The sequence below is a fragment of the Lapillicoccus sp. genome (genome assembly GCF_036559105.1).
Taxonomy (GTDB): Bacteria; Actinomycetota; Actinomycetes; order Actinomycetales; family Dermatophilaceae; genus Lapillicoccus.
Window position 1 is genome coordinate 12,691 of the sequence record NZ_DATBTV010000107.1, and the last position, 16,841, is coordinate 29,531.

Below are 16,841 nucleotides of genomic sequence, written 5' to 3' on the forward strand. Positions count from 1 at the left end.
ACATTCGTGGCCAAGACGCCACCTTCTGCGGTCGTCGCATCCGGCCGTGGCCGACCGGCCTACTGGGCGGCGCTCACGCTGCTCATGTTGAAGTCGGAGACCCGGACCGGAGGCATCGCCGCCCGCGTGAAGAAGTCGCCCCACTCGCGCGGGTAGCAGCGTTCGGTGGCCCCCACCTCGGTGATGCGGTCGAGCACGTCCAGCGGCGACTCGTTCCACCGGAAGTTGTTGACCGCACCGACCACCTCGCCGTCCTCGACGAGGTAGACCCCGTCGCGGGTGAGCCCGGTGAGCAGGAGGGTCTGCGGGTCCACGACGCGGACGTACCAGACCGTCGAGAGCAGCAGCCCCCGCTGGGTCGAGGCGACGAGGTCGTCGAGACCTCCGGTCGCTCCCGGAGCCTCGAGCACCAGGTTGTCGCTCTCGAGGCGGATCGGCGTCTCGTGAGACGACGCATACGCGCGGGTGCCCGTGAGGGACACCAGCTCACCCTTAGCGAGCATGTCCTGTCGCGGCAGCGGCAGCCCGTTGTCGAAGACCGAGGTGTCCGCCGTCGAGGCCGGAGCGACGACGAACGGCGCGCACTCGAGGCCGGGCCGGGTCGGGTCGCTGAACAGCTCCAGGGGGAGCCGGGACAACCGCTCGCCGAGCTTGCCCGAGTATGCCGACCGACCCTCGTCCGCGGCCCGGGCGCCGGACTCCCAGTAGGCCTCGACGAGCAGGTCGGCCAGGGCGGTGGGCGGCAGGATGGTCTCGTAGCGGCCGGCCGGGAGGTCGAGCCGGCGCTCGGCCCACCCGAGGCGCCGGGCCAGGTCCGCGTCGGCCGCGGCGACGTCCGCCTCGGCCGGGTCGCGCAGCGTGAAGGCCAGGTAGCTCGACGCCGACCAGTCGGCGTTCTTGGCGTTCATCTCCAGCCGGCCCGTGGGCTGCACGTGCCGCAGCCGCAGGCCGGTCGACGTGCCGAGGTAGACCGAGTCGACCACCTGCTCGGCGAACCCGAAGTGCTGGCGGCCCGCCCCGCCCGCAGCGAACGCCTCACCGAGGTCCGTGGCCACCCGGGCGAAGGCGCCGACGCTCGTCGTCTCCGGTTCGAGGGCGAAGTCGCTCCCGGTGCCCGCCTGGTCCGGCGTGACGAGCGGGGCCGCGTCCGGGGCCGGGTCCGCGGCCCGGGCGGCGGTCTCCGCTTCTGCCACGAGCTCGCGGACCGCATCGGCATCGGTCACGGTCCGGCCGACCACGCCGGCGCTCGCGCCACCACCGGACCCGTTGGTCGCGATGACGGTGACCGACCGGGACGACATCTCACCGTTGGTCGTCAGGGAGCTGTTGGCCCAGCGCAGGTTGGCCTCGGAGCGGTCGGTGACGATGACGACGGTGCCCTCGGTGGTCGCGGCGGCTAGTGCGGCCTCCACGATGTCCTGGGGTGAGTCCAGGCGAGCCATCAGCGTCCTCCCTCCTGCACCGTGTTGAGGATCCGGACACCGCGGAACAGGGCGGCGGGCGTCCCGTGGCTGGCCGGCGAGACCTGTCCGGGCTGGGCCTTGCCGCAGTTGAGCGCACCGCCTCGGTAGAACGTCGACGGGCCGCCCACCGCCTCCATCGACCGCCAGAAGTCGGTCGTGGTGGCCTGGTAGGCGACGTCGCGCAGCTGTCCCGAGAGGCGTCCGTTCTCGATCGCGAAGAACCGCTGGCCGGTGAACTGGAAGTTGTAGCGCTGCATGTCGATGGACCACGACTTGTCGCCGACGACGTAGATCCCGTTCTCGACCTGGCCGACGAGGTCGTCCAGCGTCCCGCCCCCGGGGTCGGGCTGGAGACTCACGTTGACCATCCGCTGGAGCGGCACGTGACGGGCGCTGTCGGCATACGCCGCGCCGTTGCTGCGACCGAGGTCCTTGAGGGCGGCCATCGCGCGGTCGGTCTGGTACCCGACGAGGATCCCGTCCTTGACGATGTCCCAGTGCTGTCCGGCGACGCCCTCGTCGTCCCAGCCGACGCTGGCGAGTCCCCAGTCGGTGTCGCGGTCGCCGGTGACGTTCATGACGGGGGAGCCGTACCGGAAGGTGCCGAGCTTGTCGAACGTCGCGAAGGAGGTTCCCGCGTAGGCCGCCTCGTAGCCGAGGACCCGGTCGAGCTCGGTGGCGTGCCCGATCGACTCGTGGATGGTCAGGAAGAGGTTGGACCCGTCGATGACGAGGTCGTAGTCGCCGGGGCGGACCGACGGCGCCTTGGTCTTGGCGGCGAGCAGCTCGGGGATCTCGGCGACCTCACGGGCGAGGTCGGCCTCGGCGCTGGTGACGTACTCCCACCCCGCGGCCGCCGGGGGCGCCAGGGTGCGCATCGTCTCGAACGACCCGGTGGACCGGTCGACGGCCGTCGCGGTCAGCTTCGGCTCGATGCGGACCCGGGTCTGGGTGGTGGAGGTGCCCGCGAGGTCGGCGTAGAAGGCGTTCTCCCGTACCGCCTGCAAGCTGGTGCGGGTGTGGGCCACCCCGTCCCCGGCCTTCAGCTGCTCGGTGAGGTCGAGGAGAGTCGCGACCTTGTCGGCGTCCGGCACGTCGAACGGGTCGGTCTCGTAGGGGGACGACCACTGCCGGTCCGGGTATGCAGGTTCGTCCGCGAGCGCCACGCGTTCGGTGGACACGGGCCGGCTGGCACGGGCCACCTCGACCGCCCGCTCCGCGAGGCGCGCGGCCTCCTCGGGCGACAGCACGATGCCGGCGGCGAAGCCCCAACACCCGTCGTGGACGACCCGCACCGCGAGGCCGACGTCGTCGGAGGTGATCGACGTCTCCAGGTCCAGGTCCTGCAGGGCGAGGAACTGACCGCGCGTCGAGACGACCCGGAGGGCGGCGTACTCGGCCCCGAGCTCGCGGGCGCGGGAAAGTGCGGCGTCGGCGAGCGCGGTGAGCGGCAGGGCCAGGAACTCGGCGTTCACTCCAGGCATGAAGGCCAACCTAGCGAGGGGCGCGGGTGCCGGCTCAGCCCGGGCGCGGGAAGCGGGCGAAGACCTCCGCCGCGGAGTCCCCGAAACCGGCCGGCAGGTCGACCGCCGCGAACGTCGCGGCGATCTCGCGCATCTCGGCCTCCCACCGCCAGCCCTTGGCGGTCGCCGAGCGCTGCGCCGACGCCAGGCGTTCCGCCAGATCGGGCTGCGAGATCTCCCACTCGGCGCGCAGGACGTCGTCGACGTCGAGCCGTTCGGCGGCCTCGTGCACCGACAGCAGCAGGGCCGCGCTGACCTTGGTCCACGCGGCGTAGGTCATCTTCGTCGCGGAGGCGGCGAACCGGCCGGCGTCGACGACGACGACGGGCTCGAGCCTGCAGTCGACGAAGAGGTTCCCCACATCCCCGGCACGGTCGCCGGAGAGGTAGAGCCGCGTGGTACCCGGTTCGCGCGGCGGCGGCCCGATGATCCCGCCGTCGACGTAGGTGGCACCGCCCGCCGCCACGGCCGTCGCCACCGACTCGGCCGTGGCCGGGCTCACCGCGTTGGCGTCGACGTAGAGGCCGGTGAAGCCAACCACCGACCGGGCGACGTCAACCGCCGCTGCGGGCGGGCACACCGACAGCACGACGTCACACCCCTCGAGGTCGTCGACCTCGAGCAGCCCCGCGTCGTCGGCGCGCCGCCGGGAGGCCGCGCCGCGACCGGCGGGCCGCCACACGACCTCGGCGCCGGTCTCGACGAGCGCGGCACCGACGGCCGAACCCATCTCCCCGGGATGCAGGACGGCGACGCGCGGCATGCGCGCCAACCTAGCCCCGCGGATCAGGTGCGACTCGATCGGAGGGTTTCTGCCCTGATAGGGGCAACAACCCTCCGATCGGAGGGGTCTCAACGGGGGCGGGCGCGTCAGCGCGGCAGGGCCGACGCGCGCCAGCCACCGGTTCGCGCCCCGTACGCGGGTGACCGGAGCCGGGCGGCCGGTGACGCCCAGCCGCGCGCGCGAGGTGGCTCGTCCGGTTCGGCTGCCCCCCCGGCCGCGGCGAGAACCGCGACGAGGGCCGCGACCTCCTCGGCCGAGGGGTTCCCGCGGACGATTCGGATGACCGGCATCTCGACGTCGCCAGTCATAAGACGGAGCCGCTCTGAGGAGCGTCGACGTCGCTGCTCACAGTGGAATGTTTCCGTGCTTCTTGGGCGGGAGCGTCTCGCGCTTGGTTTTGAGCGCGCGCAGCGCACGGGTCACGTTCATCCGGGTGTTGGACGGCGAGATCACCGTGTCGACGTAGCCGCGCTCGGCCGCGATGTAGGGGTTGGCCAGCTGCTCCTCGTAGTCCTGGACGAACCCGGCCCGCACCTCGTCGACGTCGCGACCGTCGCTCTGCGCGGCGGCGATCTCCTTGCGGTACAGGATGTTCACTGCACCCTGCGCCCCCATGACCGCGATCTGCGCCGTCGGCCAGGCGAGGTTGATGTCGGCGCCGAGGTGCTTGGAACCCATGACGTCGTAGGCGCCGCCGTAGGCCTTGCGGGTGATGACCGTCACGAGCGGAACCGTCGCCTCCGCATACGCGTAGATGAGCTTGGCCCCGCGGCGGATGATCCCGTCCCACTCCTGGTCGGTGCCTGGCAAGAACCCCGGCACGTCCACGAAGGTCAGCACCGGCAGGTTGAACGCGTCGCAGGTGCGGACGAACCGCGCCGCCTTCTCCGAGGCGTTGATGTCAAGGCAGCCGGCGAACTGCATCGGCTGGTTCGCGACGACGCCGATCGGCATCCCGTCGACCCGGGCGAAGCCGGTGATGATGTTCGGCGCGAAGATCGGCTGGACCTCGAGAAACTCCTCGTCGTCGACGACGTGCCGGATCACCTCGTGCATGTCGTACGGCTGGTTCGGGCTGTCGGGGATGCAGGTGTCGAGCCAACGGTCCTCGTCGGTGACCTCGAGCGACCCGCCGCCCTCGTACGTCGGCGGCTCCTCGAGGTTGTTGGAGGGGAGGTAGGAGAGCAGGGCCTTGACGTAGTCGATGGCGTCCTGCTCGTCGGTGCCCATGTAGTGCGCGACACCGGACTTCGTGTTGTGGGTGCGCGCGCCGCCCAGGTCCTCCATCGCGACGTCCTCGCCGGTGACCGTCTTGATGACGTCCGGACCGGTGATGAACATGTGCGACGTCTGGTCGACCATGACCGTGAAGTCGGTGATGGCAGGGGAGTAGACCGCGCCTCCGGCGCACGGGCCCATCACCAGGGAGATCTGGGGGATCACGCCACTGGCGTGGACGTTGCGCCGGAAGATCTCGGCGTACAGCCCCAGGGCGACGACGCCTTCCTGGATCCGGGCGCCGCCGGAGTCGTTGAGCCCGACCACCGGGCAGCCGATCTTCATGGCGTAGTCCATGACCTTGCAGATCTTCTCCCCGAACACCTCGCCGAGCGAGCCGCCGAACACGGTGAAGTCCTGCGCGAAGACGGCCACGGTCCGTCCGTCGACCTGCCCGTAGCCGGTGACCACGCCGTCCCCGTAGGGCCGGTTGTTCTCCTGGCCGAACGCGGTGCTGCGGTGGCGCGCGTACTTGTCCATCTCGATGAACGTGCCCTCGTCGAGCAGCATCTCGAGGCGCTCGCGGGCGGTCTTCTTCCCGCGGGCGTGCTGCTTCTCGACGGCCCGCTCCGACCCGGCGTGGGCCACCTCGGCGACGCGGCGCTTGAGATCGGCCAGCTTGCCCGCGGTCGTGGAGAGGTCCGGAGCAGGAGCAGCCTCGAGGTCGGGTGCGTCGGGCATGCTGCGGAGAATAGCCTTGCCGGTCGTGGCCGGATCACTCGACGGCGAGGTCCTTCGTGCGGCGTTGCTCACGTCGGACTCGCCCTGGCATGACCTCGAGCACCACGCCACCATCGGCTCGACGAACGCCCGGGCCGCGATGGTGGGTGAGCCGTGGCGGGTCGTCGTCGCCGACCATCAGAGTGAGGGACGCGGCCGGCTCGCACGGTCCTGGGAAGCACCACCCGGCACGTCGGTCGCGGTCTCGGCGACCGTCCCCCTCCCACCCGGGGGCGCCGGCTGGCTTCCGCTCCTGGCCGGGCTCTCGGCGGCGCAGGCCATCACGGCCGTGACCGGCCTGGTCGCCGAGCTCAAGTGGCCGAACGACGTGCTGCTCCCGGATGACGCGGACCGCAAGGTCTGCGGAGTGCTCTGCGAGGTCGTCACCGGGCTCGGTGCCGCCTTCGTCGTCGTCGGCGCCGGGGTCAACGTCGACCAGACCCGCGAGCAGCTCCCCGTCGACACCGCGACCTCCCTGGCCCTCGCGGGGGCGGAGGAGGTCGACCGGAACCGGCTCGTCGCCGCCTACCTCTCCGGGCTGGCCGGCTGGTATGCGGCCCTGACCGGTCCGGACCCGGACGCACCCCGCGCCGCGTACCGCCGGCAGTGCGCGACCGTCGGACGGCAGGTCACGGTCAGCCGGCCGGACCGCGCGGACGCGAGGGGGACCGCGGTGGCGGTCGACGACGACGGTCGCCTGGTCGTCGACGGTGCGGACGGGCGGCACGCGTGGGCCGCCGGGGACGTCACGCACGTCCGATCGGCGGGGTGATCCGGGGAGCGCGCGTTGGCATGATGGCCGCATGGGCGAGACGCCGGCCGACCCGGGCCGGACCGAACCCGCCGTGACCGGCCAGGACCTCGAGGACGTCACGGCGGCGCTGCTGGGCCGCCCGCTCCACCTCAGCCGCCGCGACGTCAGCCGCCAGGCGCACGTCAGCCTGCACAGCGCCCGCCGGTTCTGGCAGGCCCTGGGCTTCCCGCTGGTCAACACCGAGGAGCTGCTGTTCACCCAGGCCGACGTCGACGCCCTCGCGGTCGTGGCCGGGCTCGTGCGCCGCGGCGAGCTGGACGAGGCCACCGCCCTGCAGCTCACCCGGGCCTTCGCGCGCACCGCCGACCGGCTGGCGTCCTGGCAGGTGCAGCTGGTCGCCGAGGCGCTGGAGGCGGAGCGTGCGGCCACCGGCGACCTCTCCGCCGACCACTCCACGACGGCGACGGCCCAAGCGACCGCCGCCTACCTGGTCGGCATGGCCGACGAGCTCGAACCGCTCCTGCTGTATGCGTGGCGCCGGCACCTCGCCGACGCGGTCTCGCGGCTGCTCACCGACGCCGAGCCGGAGACGACCGAGGAGGGCATCTACCGGCACATCGGGTTCGCCGACCTCGTCGCGTTCAGCACCCTGGTCCGGAAGTCGACCGAGCGTGAGCTCTCCGAGGTCGTCAAGCGGTTCGAGATGCTCAGCGCCGACGTCGTGACGGCCCATGGCGGTCGCATCGTCAAGACGGTGGGCGACGAGATCCTGTTCTCCAACCGCCATGCCGCGCCGGCCGCCGCGACGGCGATCGACCTCGTCGAGGCGATCGCCATCGACGAGCTGCTCCCCGACGTGCGCGTCGGCCTGGCCGCGGGCCGGGTGATGCCCAAGCTGGGGGACGTCTTCGGCAACACGGTCAACCGGGCCTCGCGCCTCACCGCCATCGCCCACCCGGGCAGCGTGCTCGCCGACGAGGCGGTGGCGGAGTCACTGCATGACGTGTCCGGGTTCGCCCTCGTCCCGCTGCGACCGCGTACCTTGCGCGGTGTGGGCAAGGTCGAACCGTTCCTGCTGACCCGCGCCGGGACGCCCGTCCGACGGCCGGCCGCCACCCCCGACCGACAGGAGGACCGGTGACCGACACCGGCACGCTGGTCCGCATCGAGGCCGACGGCGAGGGCCACGTCGTCGAGATCGTCCTTGACCGCCCCGAGGCCCTCAACGCCGTCTCGACGGCCATGGCGACCGCCCTCGCCGACGCCACCGCCCGCGTCGCCGCCGACCCCAACGTCCGCTGCGTGGTGCTCCGGTCCAGCCAGGAACGCGCGTTCTGTGTGGGGGCCGACCTCAAGGAGCGCAACGCCTTCTCCGACGCCGACCTGGTCCGGCAGCGGCCGGTGGCGCGCGAGGCATACCGGGGGGTCCTGAACCTGCCGGTGCCCGCGATCGCGGCGGTCGAGGGGTACGCGCTCGGCGGCGGGTACGAGCTGGCGCTCTCCTGCGACCTCATCGTGGCCGGAGAGAGCGCGACCGTCGGGCTGCCCGAGGTGTCCGTGGGCGTCATCCCCGGCGGGGGCGGCACCCAGCTGCTGACCCGGCGGGTCGGCTGGTCGCGCGCGGCGTCCCTCGTCTTCACCGCCCGCCGCCTGCCGGCGCCCGAGGCCCTGGCGCTCGGCTGCGTCGACGAGGTCGTCCCGGCCGGCACCGCCCGCGACCGGGCGCTCGAGCTGGCGCGGCAGATCGCCGCGAACTCGCCGGTCGGCCTGCGGCAGGCCAAGCGGGCGATGCGACTGGGCGCGGACGTCGACCTGGCCACCGGACTGGAGGTCGAGGACGCCTGCTGGCGGGCCACGGCGTTCAGCGGCGACCGCGCCGAGGGCGTGGCGGCCTTCGCCGAACGCAGGCCCCCCCGGTGGCCTGGACGCTGAACCCCACCCATCCCCGCGAGGTTCTCCTCACGCTACGCGACGAAACGTCGCGGGGACCCCGACTACCATCGGGGCCGTGACCCGAGTACTGCTGGCGGAGGACGACCCCGCCATCTCCGAGCCGCTCGCGCGTGCGCTGCGGCGGGAGGGGTACGACGTCGACGTGCGAGCCGACGGGCGCACCGCCCTCGAAGGCGCCCGCGAGAACCCCGACCTCGTCGTCCTGGACCTCGGACTGCCGTTCATCGACGGCCTCGAGGTGTGCCGGCGCATCCGGGCGATGGGCAAGACGGTGCCGGTGCTCATCCTCACCGCTCGCGCCGACGAGGTGGACACCGTGGTCGGGCTCGACGCGGGCGCCGACGACTACGTCACCAAGCCGTTCCGCCTGGCCGAGCTGCTGGCCCGGGTCCGCGCCCTGCTCCGCCGCAACCCGACCGAGACATCCCCGTCGAGCGACCAGCTGCGTATCGACCCGGAGGGCCGGCGCGCCTGGTTCCAGGACCAGGAGCTGCAGCTGACGGCCAAGGAGTTCGACCTGCTGCGGGTGCTCTTCCGCGAGCAGGGCAAGGTCGTCTCGCGGGAGCAGCTGATGCGGGAGATCTGGGAGACGGCCTGGTTCGGCTCCACCAAGACCCTCGACATGCACATCAGCGTCCTGCGCCGGAAGCTCGGCGACGACGCGACCCAGCCGCGCTACATCTCCACCGTCCGCGGCGTCGGTTTCCGGTTCGAGCGTCCGGAGGACTGAGCCCGGATGCGCCGCCAGCTCGTGCGCACCACGGCGTATGCGGTCATCGCCGCGATGCTCGTCGTCCTGATCCCGCTCTCCGTGCTGGGGGTGTGGGTGGTCACCCAGCGACCCGCGGCCGTGGAGAGCTGGCTCGCGCAGACCGCGGTGGACCGGAGCCTGCAGCTGCTCGGCGGGGTGGTCGTCGTGGCGCTGCTCATCGCCGCGATCACGCTGGCCCTGGTCCAGCGGATGTCGCTGCGCTTGACCGAGCCGCTCACCCGATTGGCGGAAGCGGCCGAGAAGCTGGGCGAGGGCACCACCAAGCTGGACCCGATCCGCTCCGGGATCCCGGAGATCGACCGGGTGTCCATCGTGCTGACCCGCAGCGCCCAAGGGGTGACCAAGTCGCTGGCCGCCGAACGCGAGTTCGCGTCCGACGCCTCGCACCAGCTCCGGACCCCGCTGACGGCGCTGCTGATGCGGCTCGAGGAGATCTCGGTCTCCGACGATGTCGCGGTCGTCCACGAGGAGGCCGGGATCGCGATGGAGCAGGTGGAACGGCTGACCCGTGTCGTCGACGACCTGCTCATGCGCAGCCGCCGCAGCAACGACGCCCCCCGACCCGAGGTGAGCCTCGACTCGGTCATCGCCGCCCTGCAGCGCGAGTGGCAGCCGGCCTTCGAGCAGGCCCGGCGCAGCGTGCGGGTCCACGGAGAGCGGGGACTTTTCGTCCGGTCGACGCCGGTCGCGCTGAGCCAGGTCCTCAGCACGTTGCTGGAGAACTCGTTGGTGCACGGTCGCGGCACGGTGGAGATGCAGGCCCGCCGCAGCGGACCGTCGGTGGTCGTCGAGGTCAGCGACCAGGGCGACGGCGTTCCCGCGGCCATCGCCCCGCACATCTTCGAGCGCTCGGTCAGCAGCGGCCGGGGGCAGAGCACCGGGCTCGGGCTGGCCCTCGCCCGGGACCTCGCCGAGTCGAACGGCGGCCGGCTCGACCTGGTCTCGGCCCAGCCGGTGCGCTTCGCGCTGTTCCTCTCGGAGGCCGACGGGCACTGAGTGCCCGAACGGCCGAGGGTGTCAGCGCAGCTTCAGAGATGTCTTAGGGGAGGCGCTGGCCCTCGTCGGGAGTCCGCGCCTGGACCGCGGCGATGTCGGCCGCCTCCTGGTCGGGGTCGCCCGGGTGCTCCCGGGTGAAGACGAACTGGCGGTAGGCCCAGAACCGGAAGATGGTCGCCAGGCCGATCCCGATGATGTTGTTGATGTTGACGGCGAGGCGCGAGTCCATGTGCAACAGGTCGTGCGTGGCGTTGAGGTACAGCGTCGAGATGAGCAGGCCCACCCCGTTGACCAGGAAGAACAGCATGGCCTCGTGGTGGACCGGCCGGTTCCGGCGGTGCCGGAAGGTCCACATCCGGTTGCCGACCCAGGCGAACAGCGTCGCCGCGACCCCGGAGATGATCTTCGAGGTCGCGAGCCGTCCCTCCAGGGGGCCGTAGAACAACAGGTTGAACCCGACGAAGTCGATGACGAAGGCGACCGCGCCGATGACACCGAACTTGGCCGCCTCGCGCCAGAAGATGCTGACGACTTCGCGCAGCCGGTCCATGAGGCCGGGCCTGGGGGAGTCCGTCACGGCGTGAATGGTACAGACCGAAACCGTCAGCTCCTCCAGCCGACGCCCGACGGACGGGTCGGACCCCTCTCCCGGCTAGGCTCGCCTGCCGTGAGCGCCCGGCCCGACCCCACCGACGCGCCGCGACGGACCCCCGGCGGGTTCCCGGTGGTCGGCGTGATCGGCGGCGGCCAGCTGGCCCGCATGATGCAGGGCCCGGCGGTCGAGCTCGGGGTCCAGGTGAGCGTCCTCGCCGAGGCACCCGACGCGTCCGCGGCCCTCGTGGTCCCGTCGGCGCCGGTCGGTTCGCATACCGACCTCGAGGCGGTACGCGCTTTCGCCCGCCAGTGCGACGTGGTGACCTTCGACCACGAGCACGTGCCGGCCGACGTGCTCGCGGCGCTGCAGGCCGACGGGGTGGCGCTGCACCCCTCGCCGGCCGCCCTGGTCTTCGCCCAGGACAAGCTGGCCATGCGCGAGCGGCTCGCGGCGTTCGGGGTCCCGTGCCCGCGCTGGGCTCGTGCGCGGTCAGGGGAGGACGTCGAGACCTTCGCGGCGACGGTCGGGTGGCCGGTCGTGGCGAAGACCCCGCGCGGCGGCTACGACGGCAAGGGCGTGCGCGTCGTGCACGGCGCCGCGGAGCTCGCCGACTGGCTCGCCGAGGTCGCCACTCCAGGGCCGCTGGCCGACGGCGTACTGCTCGAGGAGCGGGTGGCGTTCAGCCGGGAGCTCGCGGTTCTCGTCGCGCGGAGCCCGTCGGGGCAGGCGGCCGCCTGGGCGGTCGTCGAGACCGTGCAGACCGACGGGATCTGTACCGAGGTGCTCGCTCCGGCGCCCGGGATCGACCCTGGGCTGGCCGCCGAGGCCACCGCGACTGGTCTGCGGATCGCGGGCGAGCTCGGGGTGACGGGAGTGCTCGCCGTCGAGATGTTCGAGGTACCCGCGGCCGAAGCCGGATCGGCACCGGCATACCTCGTCAACGAGCTGGCCATGCGACCGCACAACAGCGGCCACTGGTCGATGGACGGCGCCGTCACCGGCCAGTTCGAGCAGCACCTGCGGGCGGTGCTCGACCTGCCGCTCGGCGACCCGTCGACCCGGGCGCCGTGGACGGTGATGGCCAACGTCCTCGGCGGCGAGCACGACGAGCTCTACAGCGCCTACCGCCACGTCATGGCCCGCGACCCCGGGCTGAAGGTCCACCTCTACGGCAAGGCGGTCCGGCCCGGCCGCAAGATCGGGCACGTCAACGTCTCCGCGCGGTCCCTGACCGACGCCCGAACCCGCGCCACCCACGCCGCGGACTACATCGCAGGAGCCATCGATGAGTGACAGCCCCGTGGTCGGGATCGTCATGGGCAGTGACAGCGACTGGCCGGTGATGGAGAAGGCCGCCATCGCGTTGCAGGAGCTGGAGATCCCCTTCGAGGTGGACGTCGTCTCGGCGCACCGGATGCCCGAGGACATGGTCGACTACGGGCGGTCGGCGGCCGGGCGCGGTCTTCGCGTGATCGTCGCCGGAGCGGGCGGTGCCGCCCATCTGCCGGGGATGCTCGCCTCGGTCACGCCCCTGCCGGTCGTCGGGGTGCCGGTCCCGCTGGCCCACCTCGACGGGATGGACTCGCTGCTGTCGATCGTGCAGATGCCGTCCGGCGTCCCCGTGGCAACCGTGTCGATCGGGGGTGCCCGCAACGCCGGGCTGCTGGCGGCCCGCATCCTCGGCGCGGGCGAGGGGGAGGAGGCGGCCCGGATCCGTGCGGCCATGGTGGAGTTCCAGGTCGAGCTGCGCGAGGCGGCGATGGCCAAGGGTCGCGCCCTGCGCGACCGCACCGCCGGGACGGGCTAGCCGGCGATCGCGCCGGCGCCGTCCCCCGGCTGGACGCGCGGGTACTCGATGCGCGGACAGGTGTCCATGACGACCGCCAGCCCGGCCTTGCGGGCCCGGGCGGCGGCCTTCTCGTCCACGACGCCGAGCTGGAGCCAGACGGCCGCGATGCCGAGGCGCTCCTTCTGGGCAATGGCCTCGTCGACGACGGCGCCCACCTTGGAGGAGTTCACGAAGCAGTCCACGACGTGCACCCGCGTGCCATCCGGCACGTCGGCCAGCGACGCGTACCCCTCAGCACCGAAAACCGTCTCGGCCCGCGGGTGGATGGGGACGACACGCATACCGAGCTCGACCTTGAGGAACTGGGCGATCGAGTAGGCGGTCCGTGACCGGTTGGTCGAGAGGCCGACCACCCCCCAGGTCGCCCGGGTCTGCAGCAGGTCTCGGATGACGACCGGGTCGTTGTCGTACTTCGTCACACCGTGATCCAAGCACCGCCGGCTGGGAGCCGCCCCCCGAGCGGCCAGCAGAGGCCGGTGACATGATGCGAGACATGAGATTCGGCACCTTCGTCCCGCAGGGCTGGCGGATGGACCTGGTCGGCATCGCCCCGGAACAGCAGTGGGAGACCATGCAGCGCCTGGCGAAACGGGCGGACGACAACCCCGACTGGGAGTCGATCTGGGTCTTCGACCACTTCCACACGGTCCCGGAGCCGTCGGAGGAGGCGACCCACGAGGCCTGGTCCCTGATGGCCGCCTTCGCCGCCACGACCAGCCGGGTGCGGCTCGGCCAGATGTGCACGTGCATGTCCTACCGGAACCCTGCCTACCTGGCGAAGGTCGCGGCCACCATCGATGTCATCTCCGGCGGCCGCGTCGAGATGGGCATCGGCGGGGGCTGGTACGAGCACGAGTGGCGGGCCTTCGGCTACGGCTTCCCGTCCGCCGGTGAGCGGCTCGGCCGGCTGCGCGACGGTGTCGAGATCTTCCGTCAGATGTGGACCAAGGGCATCGCGACCCACGCCGGGAAGTACTACACGGTCGACGGCGCGATCGGCCAGCCGCGGCCGCTCCAGGGCACGTCGGCGCCCGGGTCCGACGCGAACGGCATCCCCATGTGGATCGCGGGTGGCGGCGAGAAGGTGACGTTGAAGATCGCCGCGGAGTACGCCGACTACACGAACTTTGCCGGCTCGCCGGAGGGGTTCGCCGCCAAGAGCGCCATTCTCGAAGGGCACTGCCGCGAGGTCGGACGTGACTTCGGCTCGATCGTGCGGAGTGCCAACTACAACATCACCATCGGCGAGACGCAGCGGGAGGTGGACGACCGGATCGCGCGGATCGAGGACATCTACCGCACGGCCGGCGTCTCGGATGCCGAGGTGGAGAGCCGCATCGGAGGCTTCCGCAACGACCTCGGGTCCGGCACGCCGGAGCAGCTGGTCGAACGGTTCCGCGAGGTCGAGAAGGCCGGCATGACCTACGCGATCACCAACTTCGCCGAGTCCGCCTTCGACACGTCGGGGATGGAGCTCTTCGAGTCCGCGGTCATCCCGGAGCTGCGGGGGTCCTGATGGTCTGGCGCCTCGCGGACATGCCCGACCAGAGCGGGCGCGTGTTCGTGGTGACCGGAGCGAACTCGGGCATCGGCTTCGAGGCCGCGAAAGCGTTGGCCCGCAAGGGTGCTCGCGTCGTCATGGCCTGCCGCAACCTCGGCAAGGCCGAAGCCGCGCGGGCGGTGGTCGGAGGGGACTCCGAGGTGCGGGAGCTGGACCTCGGCTCGCTGGCGTCGGTGCACGCCTTCGCCGAGGCGTGGGAGGGGCCGATCGACGTCCTCGTCAACAACGCGGGGATCATGGCGGTCCCGTTCGCGCGCACGGTGGACGGCTTCGAGAGCCAGTACGGCACGAACTTCCTGGGGCCCTTCGCGCTGACCGGCCTGCTGCTCCCGCAGGTGACCGACCGGGTGGTCACGCTCTCCTCGGGCGTGCACCGGATGGGCCGGATCGACCTGGCCGACCCGGGTTTCGAGCGCCGCCGCTACCAGCGCTGGACCGCATACGGGCAGAGCAAGCTCGCCGACCTCATGTTCGCCTACGAGCTCCAGCGGCGGCTGCTCCTCGCCGGGTCGACATTGCGCTCGATCGCCGCCCACCCCGGGTACGCGGCGACCAACCTCCAGGCCAACCTGGGCACCGTCGCGCTCACCAGCCAACGCTGGATGCTCAAGGCCGGACTGGTGCAGGACGCCGCCGACGGGGCGCTGCCGACCCTGTACGCCGCGACGGCGCCGGACCTGCCTGGTGGCAGCTTCGTCGGGCCGTCGGGGTTCATGGAGCAGACCGGACCACCCCGCATCGTGGGGTCCTCGGCCGCCTCCCGTGACCTCGACACCCAGCGCGCGCTCTGGGACCTGGCCGTCCGCCTGACCGGCGTCGACCCGGGGCTGCCGGCGGTGGTGGCGGCCTGACCGCGGGCGTCGGCGACGCGCATACCCGGCGGTAACCTGGGCTGGTGAGCGCGTCATCGTTCGACCTGTACCGGCTGTCCGAGGAGCACGAGGCCGTCCGCGAGGCGGTCCGGGCGATCGCCGAGGACAAGATCGCCCCGTATGCGGCGGAGGTCGACGAGCAGTCGCGGTACCCGCAGGAGGCGCACGACGCGCTGGTGGCGAGCGACTTCTTCGCGCCGCACGTGCCCGAGGAGTACGACGGCGTCGGCGCGGACGCGCTGGCGACGTGCATCGTCATCGAGGAGCTCGCGCGGGTCTGCGCGTCGTCGTCGCTGATCCCGGCGGTGAACAAGCTGGGCTCGATGCCGGTCATCCTCGCGGGGTCCGCGGAGGTCAAGGCGCGCTACCTGCCGCCGCTGGCGCGGGGCGAGGCGGGGTTCTCCTACGGGCTGTCAGAGCGGGAGGCGGGATCCGACACCGCGGCGATGAAGACCCGGGCGCGGCGGGACGGCGACGACTGGGTCCTTACCGGGCAGAAGTCGTGGATCACCAACGCCGGGGTCTCGCAGTACTACACGGTGCTCGCGGTGACCGACCCCGACGGCCGGCGAGGGGCGAACGTCTCCGCGTTCGTCGTGGAGAAGTCGGACCCCGGTTTCACGTTCGGCGAGAAGGAGCGCAAGCTCGGGATCAAGGGGTCGCCGACCCGGGAGCTGCACTTCGAGAGCTGCCGGATCCCCGGCGACCGTCTGGTCGGCGAGGTCGGTGACGGGCTCAAGATCGCGCTGCAGACGTTGGACCACACCCGGGTCACCATCGGGGCGCAGGCGGTCGGGATCGCCCAGGGTGCTCTGGACGTGGCCATCGACTATGTCAAGGAGCGGCGCCAGTTCGGCAGGGCGATCGCCGAGTTCCAGGGCATCCAGTTCATGCTCGCCGACATGGCGATGACGCTCGAGGCGGCCCGGCAGATGGTCTACGTGGCGGCGGCCAAGTCCGAGCGCGGCGACAAGGACCTGCCGTTCTTCGGGGCCGCGGCCAAGTGCTACGCCTCCGACGTGGCCATGCAGATCACCACCGACGCCGTGCAGCTGCTGGGTGGGGCCGGGTACGTCAAGGACTTCCCGCTCGAGCGGATGATGCGTGACGCGAAGATCACCCAGATCTACGAGGGCACCAACCAGATCCAGCGGCTGGTGATGGCTCGTCAGCTGCTCAAGTAGGGCTCAGCCCGCGGCCGGATCGCACAGTCGCCAGGGCCTGCTCCCGGTGGTCCCCAAGGCCTCCCACCCGAGCCGCGCGAGCTAGAACGGGTGGTCCATCCGGAGCGTCGCCAGGGACCAGATGATGAAGACGTCGATGGCGATGATGACGATGCTCCACAGCGGGGAGTACGGCAGCCACACGAAGTTGGCCAGGGCCTGCAGTCCGGCGAGGAGCATCCCGAGGCTGCGGGCCACGATGTTTCCGGTGAAGATGAACAGTCCCGCGACGGCGATGACGGCACCCAGGACGAGATGGATCCAGCCCCACGTTGTGAGATTGAGCTGGAACACGTAGTTCGGTGTGGTGACGAAGAACTGGTTCCCGTTGATGACGGCGACCAGCCCCTGGAAGAACTCGACGAGGCCGACGATCATCATCATCACGCCCGCGAACGTGGTTCCCCAGCCGGCGACGATCTCCCTGGACTCCGAGGTCGGACTCATGGAACTACGCTCCCGCGCGGCGGGACCCACCCGCGTCACCCACCGCGGGTG

General features: G+C 71.8%; 18 protein-coding genes. 10 read left to right on the top strand and 8 right to left on the bottom strand.

What is annotated here, in order from left to right; genetic code table 11:
• Window positions 1-59: 59 nt before the first annotated feature.
• From VIG79_RS13800 to VIG79_RS13820, 5 genes are all read right to left on the bottom strand, one after another.
• Window positions 60-1,442 (bottom strand): metallopeptidase TldD-related protein, encoded by a 1,383-nt coding sequence (locus VIG79_RS13800; RefSeq protein ID WP_331886565.1) that lies wholly within the window; start codon window positions 1,440-1,442, stop codon window positions 60-62.
• Window positions 1,442-2,947 (bottom strand): TldD/PmbA family protein, encoded by a 1,506-nt coding sequence (locus VIG79_RS13805; protein ID WP_331886567.1) that lies wholly within the window; start codon window positions 2,945-2,947, stop codon window positions 1,442-1,444. Before VIG79_RS13805 ends, VIG79_RS13800 begins: the two co-directional genes overlap by 1 nt.
• A 34-nt stretch (window positions 2,948-2,981) precedes the next feature.
• On the bottom strand, window positions 2,982-3,749 hold the full coding sequence (locus tag VIG79_RS13810; protein ID WP_331886569.1) for an NAD(P)-dependent oxidoreductase: 768 nt from the start codon (window positions 3,747-3,749) through the stop codon (window positions 2,982-2,984).
• 107 nt (window positions 3,750-3,856) lie between these two features.
• Window positions 3,857-4,078: an acyl-CoA carboxylase epsilon subunit gene (locus VIG79_RS13815; RefSeq protein WP_331886571.1), complete on the bottom strand. Its 222-nt coding sequence runs from the start codon at window positions 4,076-4,078 to the stop codon at window positions 3,857-3,859.
• 37 nt (window positions 4,079-4,115) lie between these two features.
• On the bottom strand, window positions 4,116-5,729 hold the full coding sequence (locus VIG79_RS13820) for an acyl-CoA carboxylase subunit beta (protein WP_331886573.1): 1,614 nt from the start codon (window positions 5,727-5,729) through the stop codon (window positions 4,116-4,118).
• Between the two features lie 25 nt (window positions 5,730-5,754).
• On the opposite strand from VIG79_RS13820, the gene VIG79_RS13825 reads away from it, so the two are divergent.
• From VIG79_RS13825 to VIG79_RS13845, 5 genes are all read left to right on the top strand, one after another.
• On the top strand, window positions 5,755-6,540 hold the full coding sequence (locus tag VIG79_RS13825; protein WP_331886575.1) for a biotin--[acetyl-CoA-carboxylase] ligase: 786 nt from the start codon (window positions 5,755-5,757) through the stop codon (window positions 6,538-6,540).
• A 31-nt stretch (window positions 6,541-6,571) separates the two neighbouring features.
• Window positions 6,572-7,663, top strand: coding sequence for an adenylate/guanylate cyclase domain-containing protein (locus tag VIG79_RS13830; RefSeq protein ID WP_331886577.1), 1,092 nt, complete (start codon window positions 6,572-6,574; stop codon window positions 7,661-7,663).
• Window positions 7,660-8,454, top strand: coding sequence for an enoyl-CoA hydratase/isomerase family protein (locus VIG79_RS13835; protein ID WP_331886579.1), 795 nt, complete (start codon window positions 7,660-7,662; stop codon window positions 8,452-8,454). The genes VIG79_RS13830 and VIG79_RS13835 overlap by 4 nt, the downstream gene beginning before the upstream one ends.
• Window positions 8,455-8,530: 76 nt before the next feature.
• Window positions 8,531-9,205, top strand: coding sequence for a response regulator transcription factor (locus tag VIG79_RS13840; protein WP_331886581.1), 675 nt, complete (start codon window positions 8,531-8,533; stop codon window positions 9,203-9,205).
• A 6-nt stretch (window positions 9,206-9,211) separates the two neighbouring features.
• Entirely contained in the window at window positions 9,212-10,243 is a 1,032-nt protein-coding gene (locus VIG79_RS13845; RefSeq protein ID WP_331886583.1) for a HAMP domain-containing sensor histidine kinase, read from the top strand.
• Between the two features lie 43 nt (window positions 10,244-10,286).
• Here the strand turns inward: VIG79_RS13845 and VIG79_RS13850 are convergent, their stop codons facing one another.
• Complete coding sequence (locus VIG79_RS13850; protein ID WP_331886585.1) at window positions 10,287-10,820, bottom strand: GtrA family protein; 534 nt, start codon at window positions 10,818-10,820, stop codon at window positions 10,287-10,289.
• Between the two features lie 90 nt (window positions 10,821-10,910).
• On the opposite strand from VIG79_RS13850, the gene VIG79_RS13855 reads away from it, so the two are divergent.
• Together VIG79_RS13855 and purE are read left to right on the top strand one after the other, a co-directional pair.
• Window positions 10,911-12,131: a 5-(carboxyamino)imidazole ribonucleotide synthase gene (locus VIG79_RS13855; RefSeq protein WP_331886587.1), complete on the top strand. Its 1,221-nt coding sequence runs from the start codon at window positions 10,911-10,913 to the stop codon at window positions 12,129-12,131.
• Complete coding sequence (gene purE / locus VIG79_RS13860; RefSeq protein WP_331886589.1) at window positions 12,124-12,645, top strand: 5-(carboxyamino)imidazole ribonucleotide mutase; 522 nt, start codon at window positions 12,124-12,126, stop codon at window positions 12,643-12,645. Before VIG79_RS13855 ends, purE begins: the two co-directional genes overlap by 8 nt.
• On the opposite strand, the gene VIG79_RS13865 is transcribed toward purE, so the two are convergent.
• Entirely contained in the window at window positions 12,642-13,106 is a 465-nt protein-coding gene (locus tag VIG79_RS13865) for a CoA-binding protein (RefSeq protein ID WP_331886591.1), read from the bottom strand. The genes purE and VIG79_RS13865 overlap by 4 nt on opposite strands.
• A 74-nt stretch (window positions 13,107-13,180) precedes the next feature.
• Between VIG79_RS13865 and VIG79_RS13870 the strand changes: the two genes are divergently transcribed.
• From VIG79_RS13870 to VIG79_RS13880, 3 genes are read left to right on the top strand one after another with little or no spacing between them, the layout of a single operon-like run.
• On the top strand, window positions 13,181-14,203 hold the full coding sequence (locus tag VIG79_RS13870; protein ID WP_331886593.1) for an LLM class F420-dependent oxidoreductase: 1,023 nt from the start codon (window positions 13,181-13,183) through the stop codon (window positions 14,201-14,203).
• Window positions 14,203-15,099 (top strand): oxidoreductase, encoded by an 897-nt coding sequence (locus VIG79_RS13875; protein WP_331886595.1) that lies wholly within the window; start codon window positions 14,203-14,205, stop codon window positions 15,097-15,099. Before VIG79_RS13870 ends, VIG79_RS13875 begins: the two co-directional genes overlap by 1 nt.
• Before the next feature lie 44 nt (window positions 15,100-15,143).
• Entirely contained in the window at window positions 15,144-16,304 is a 1,161-nt protein-coding gene (locus VIG79_RS13880) for an acyl-CoA dehydrogenase family protein (protein ID WP_414672638.1), read from the top strand.
• A gap of 81 nt (window positions 16,305-16,385) precedes the next feature.
• Here the strand turns inward: VIG79_RS13880 and VIG79_RS13885 are convergent, their stop codons facing one another.
• Window positions 16,386-16,790, bottom strand: a complete 405-nt coding sequence (locus VIG79_RS13885; RefSeq protein ID WP_331886597.1) for a DUF7144 family membrane protein — start codon at window positions 16,788-16,790, stop codon at window positions 16,386-16,388.
• Window positions 16,791-16,841: the final 51 nt, after the last annotated feature.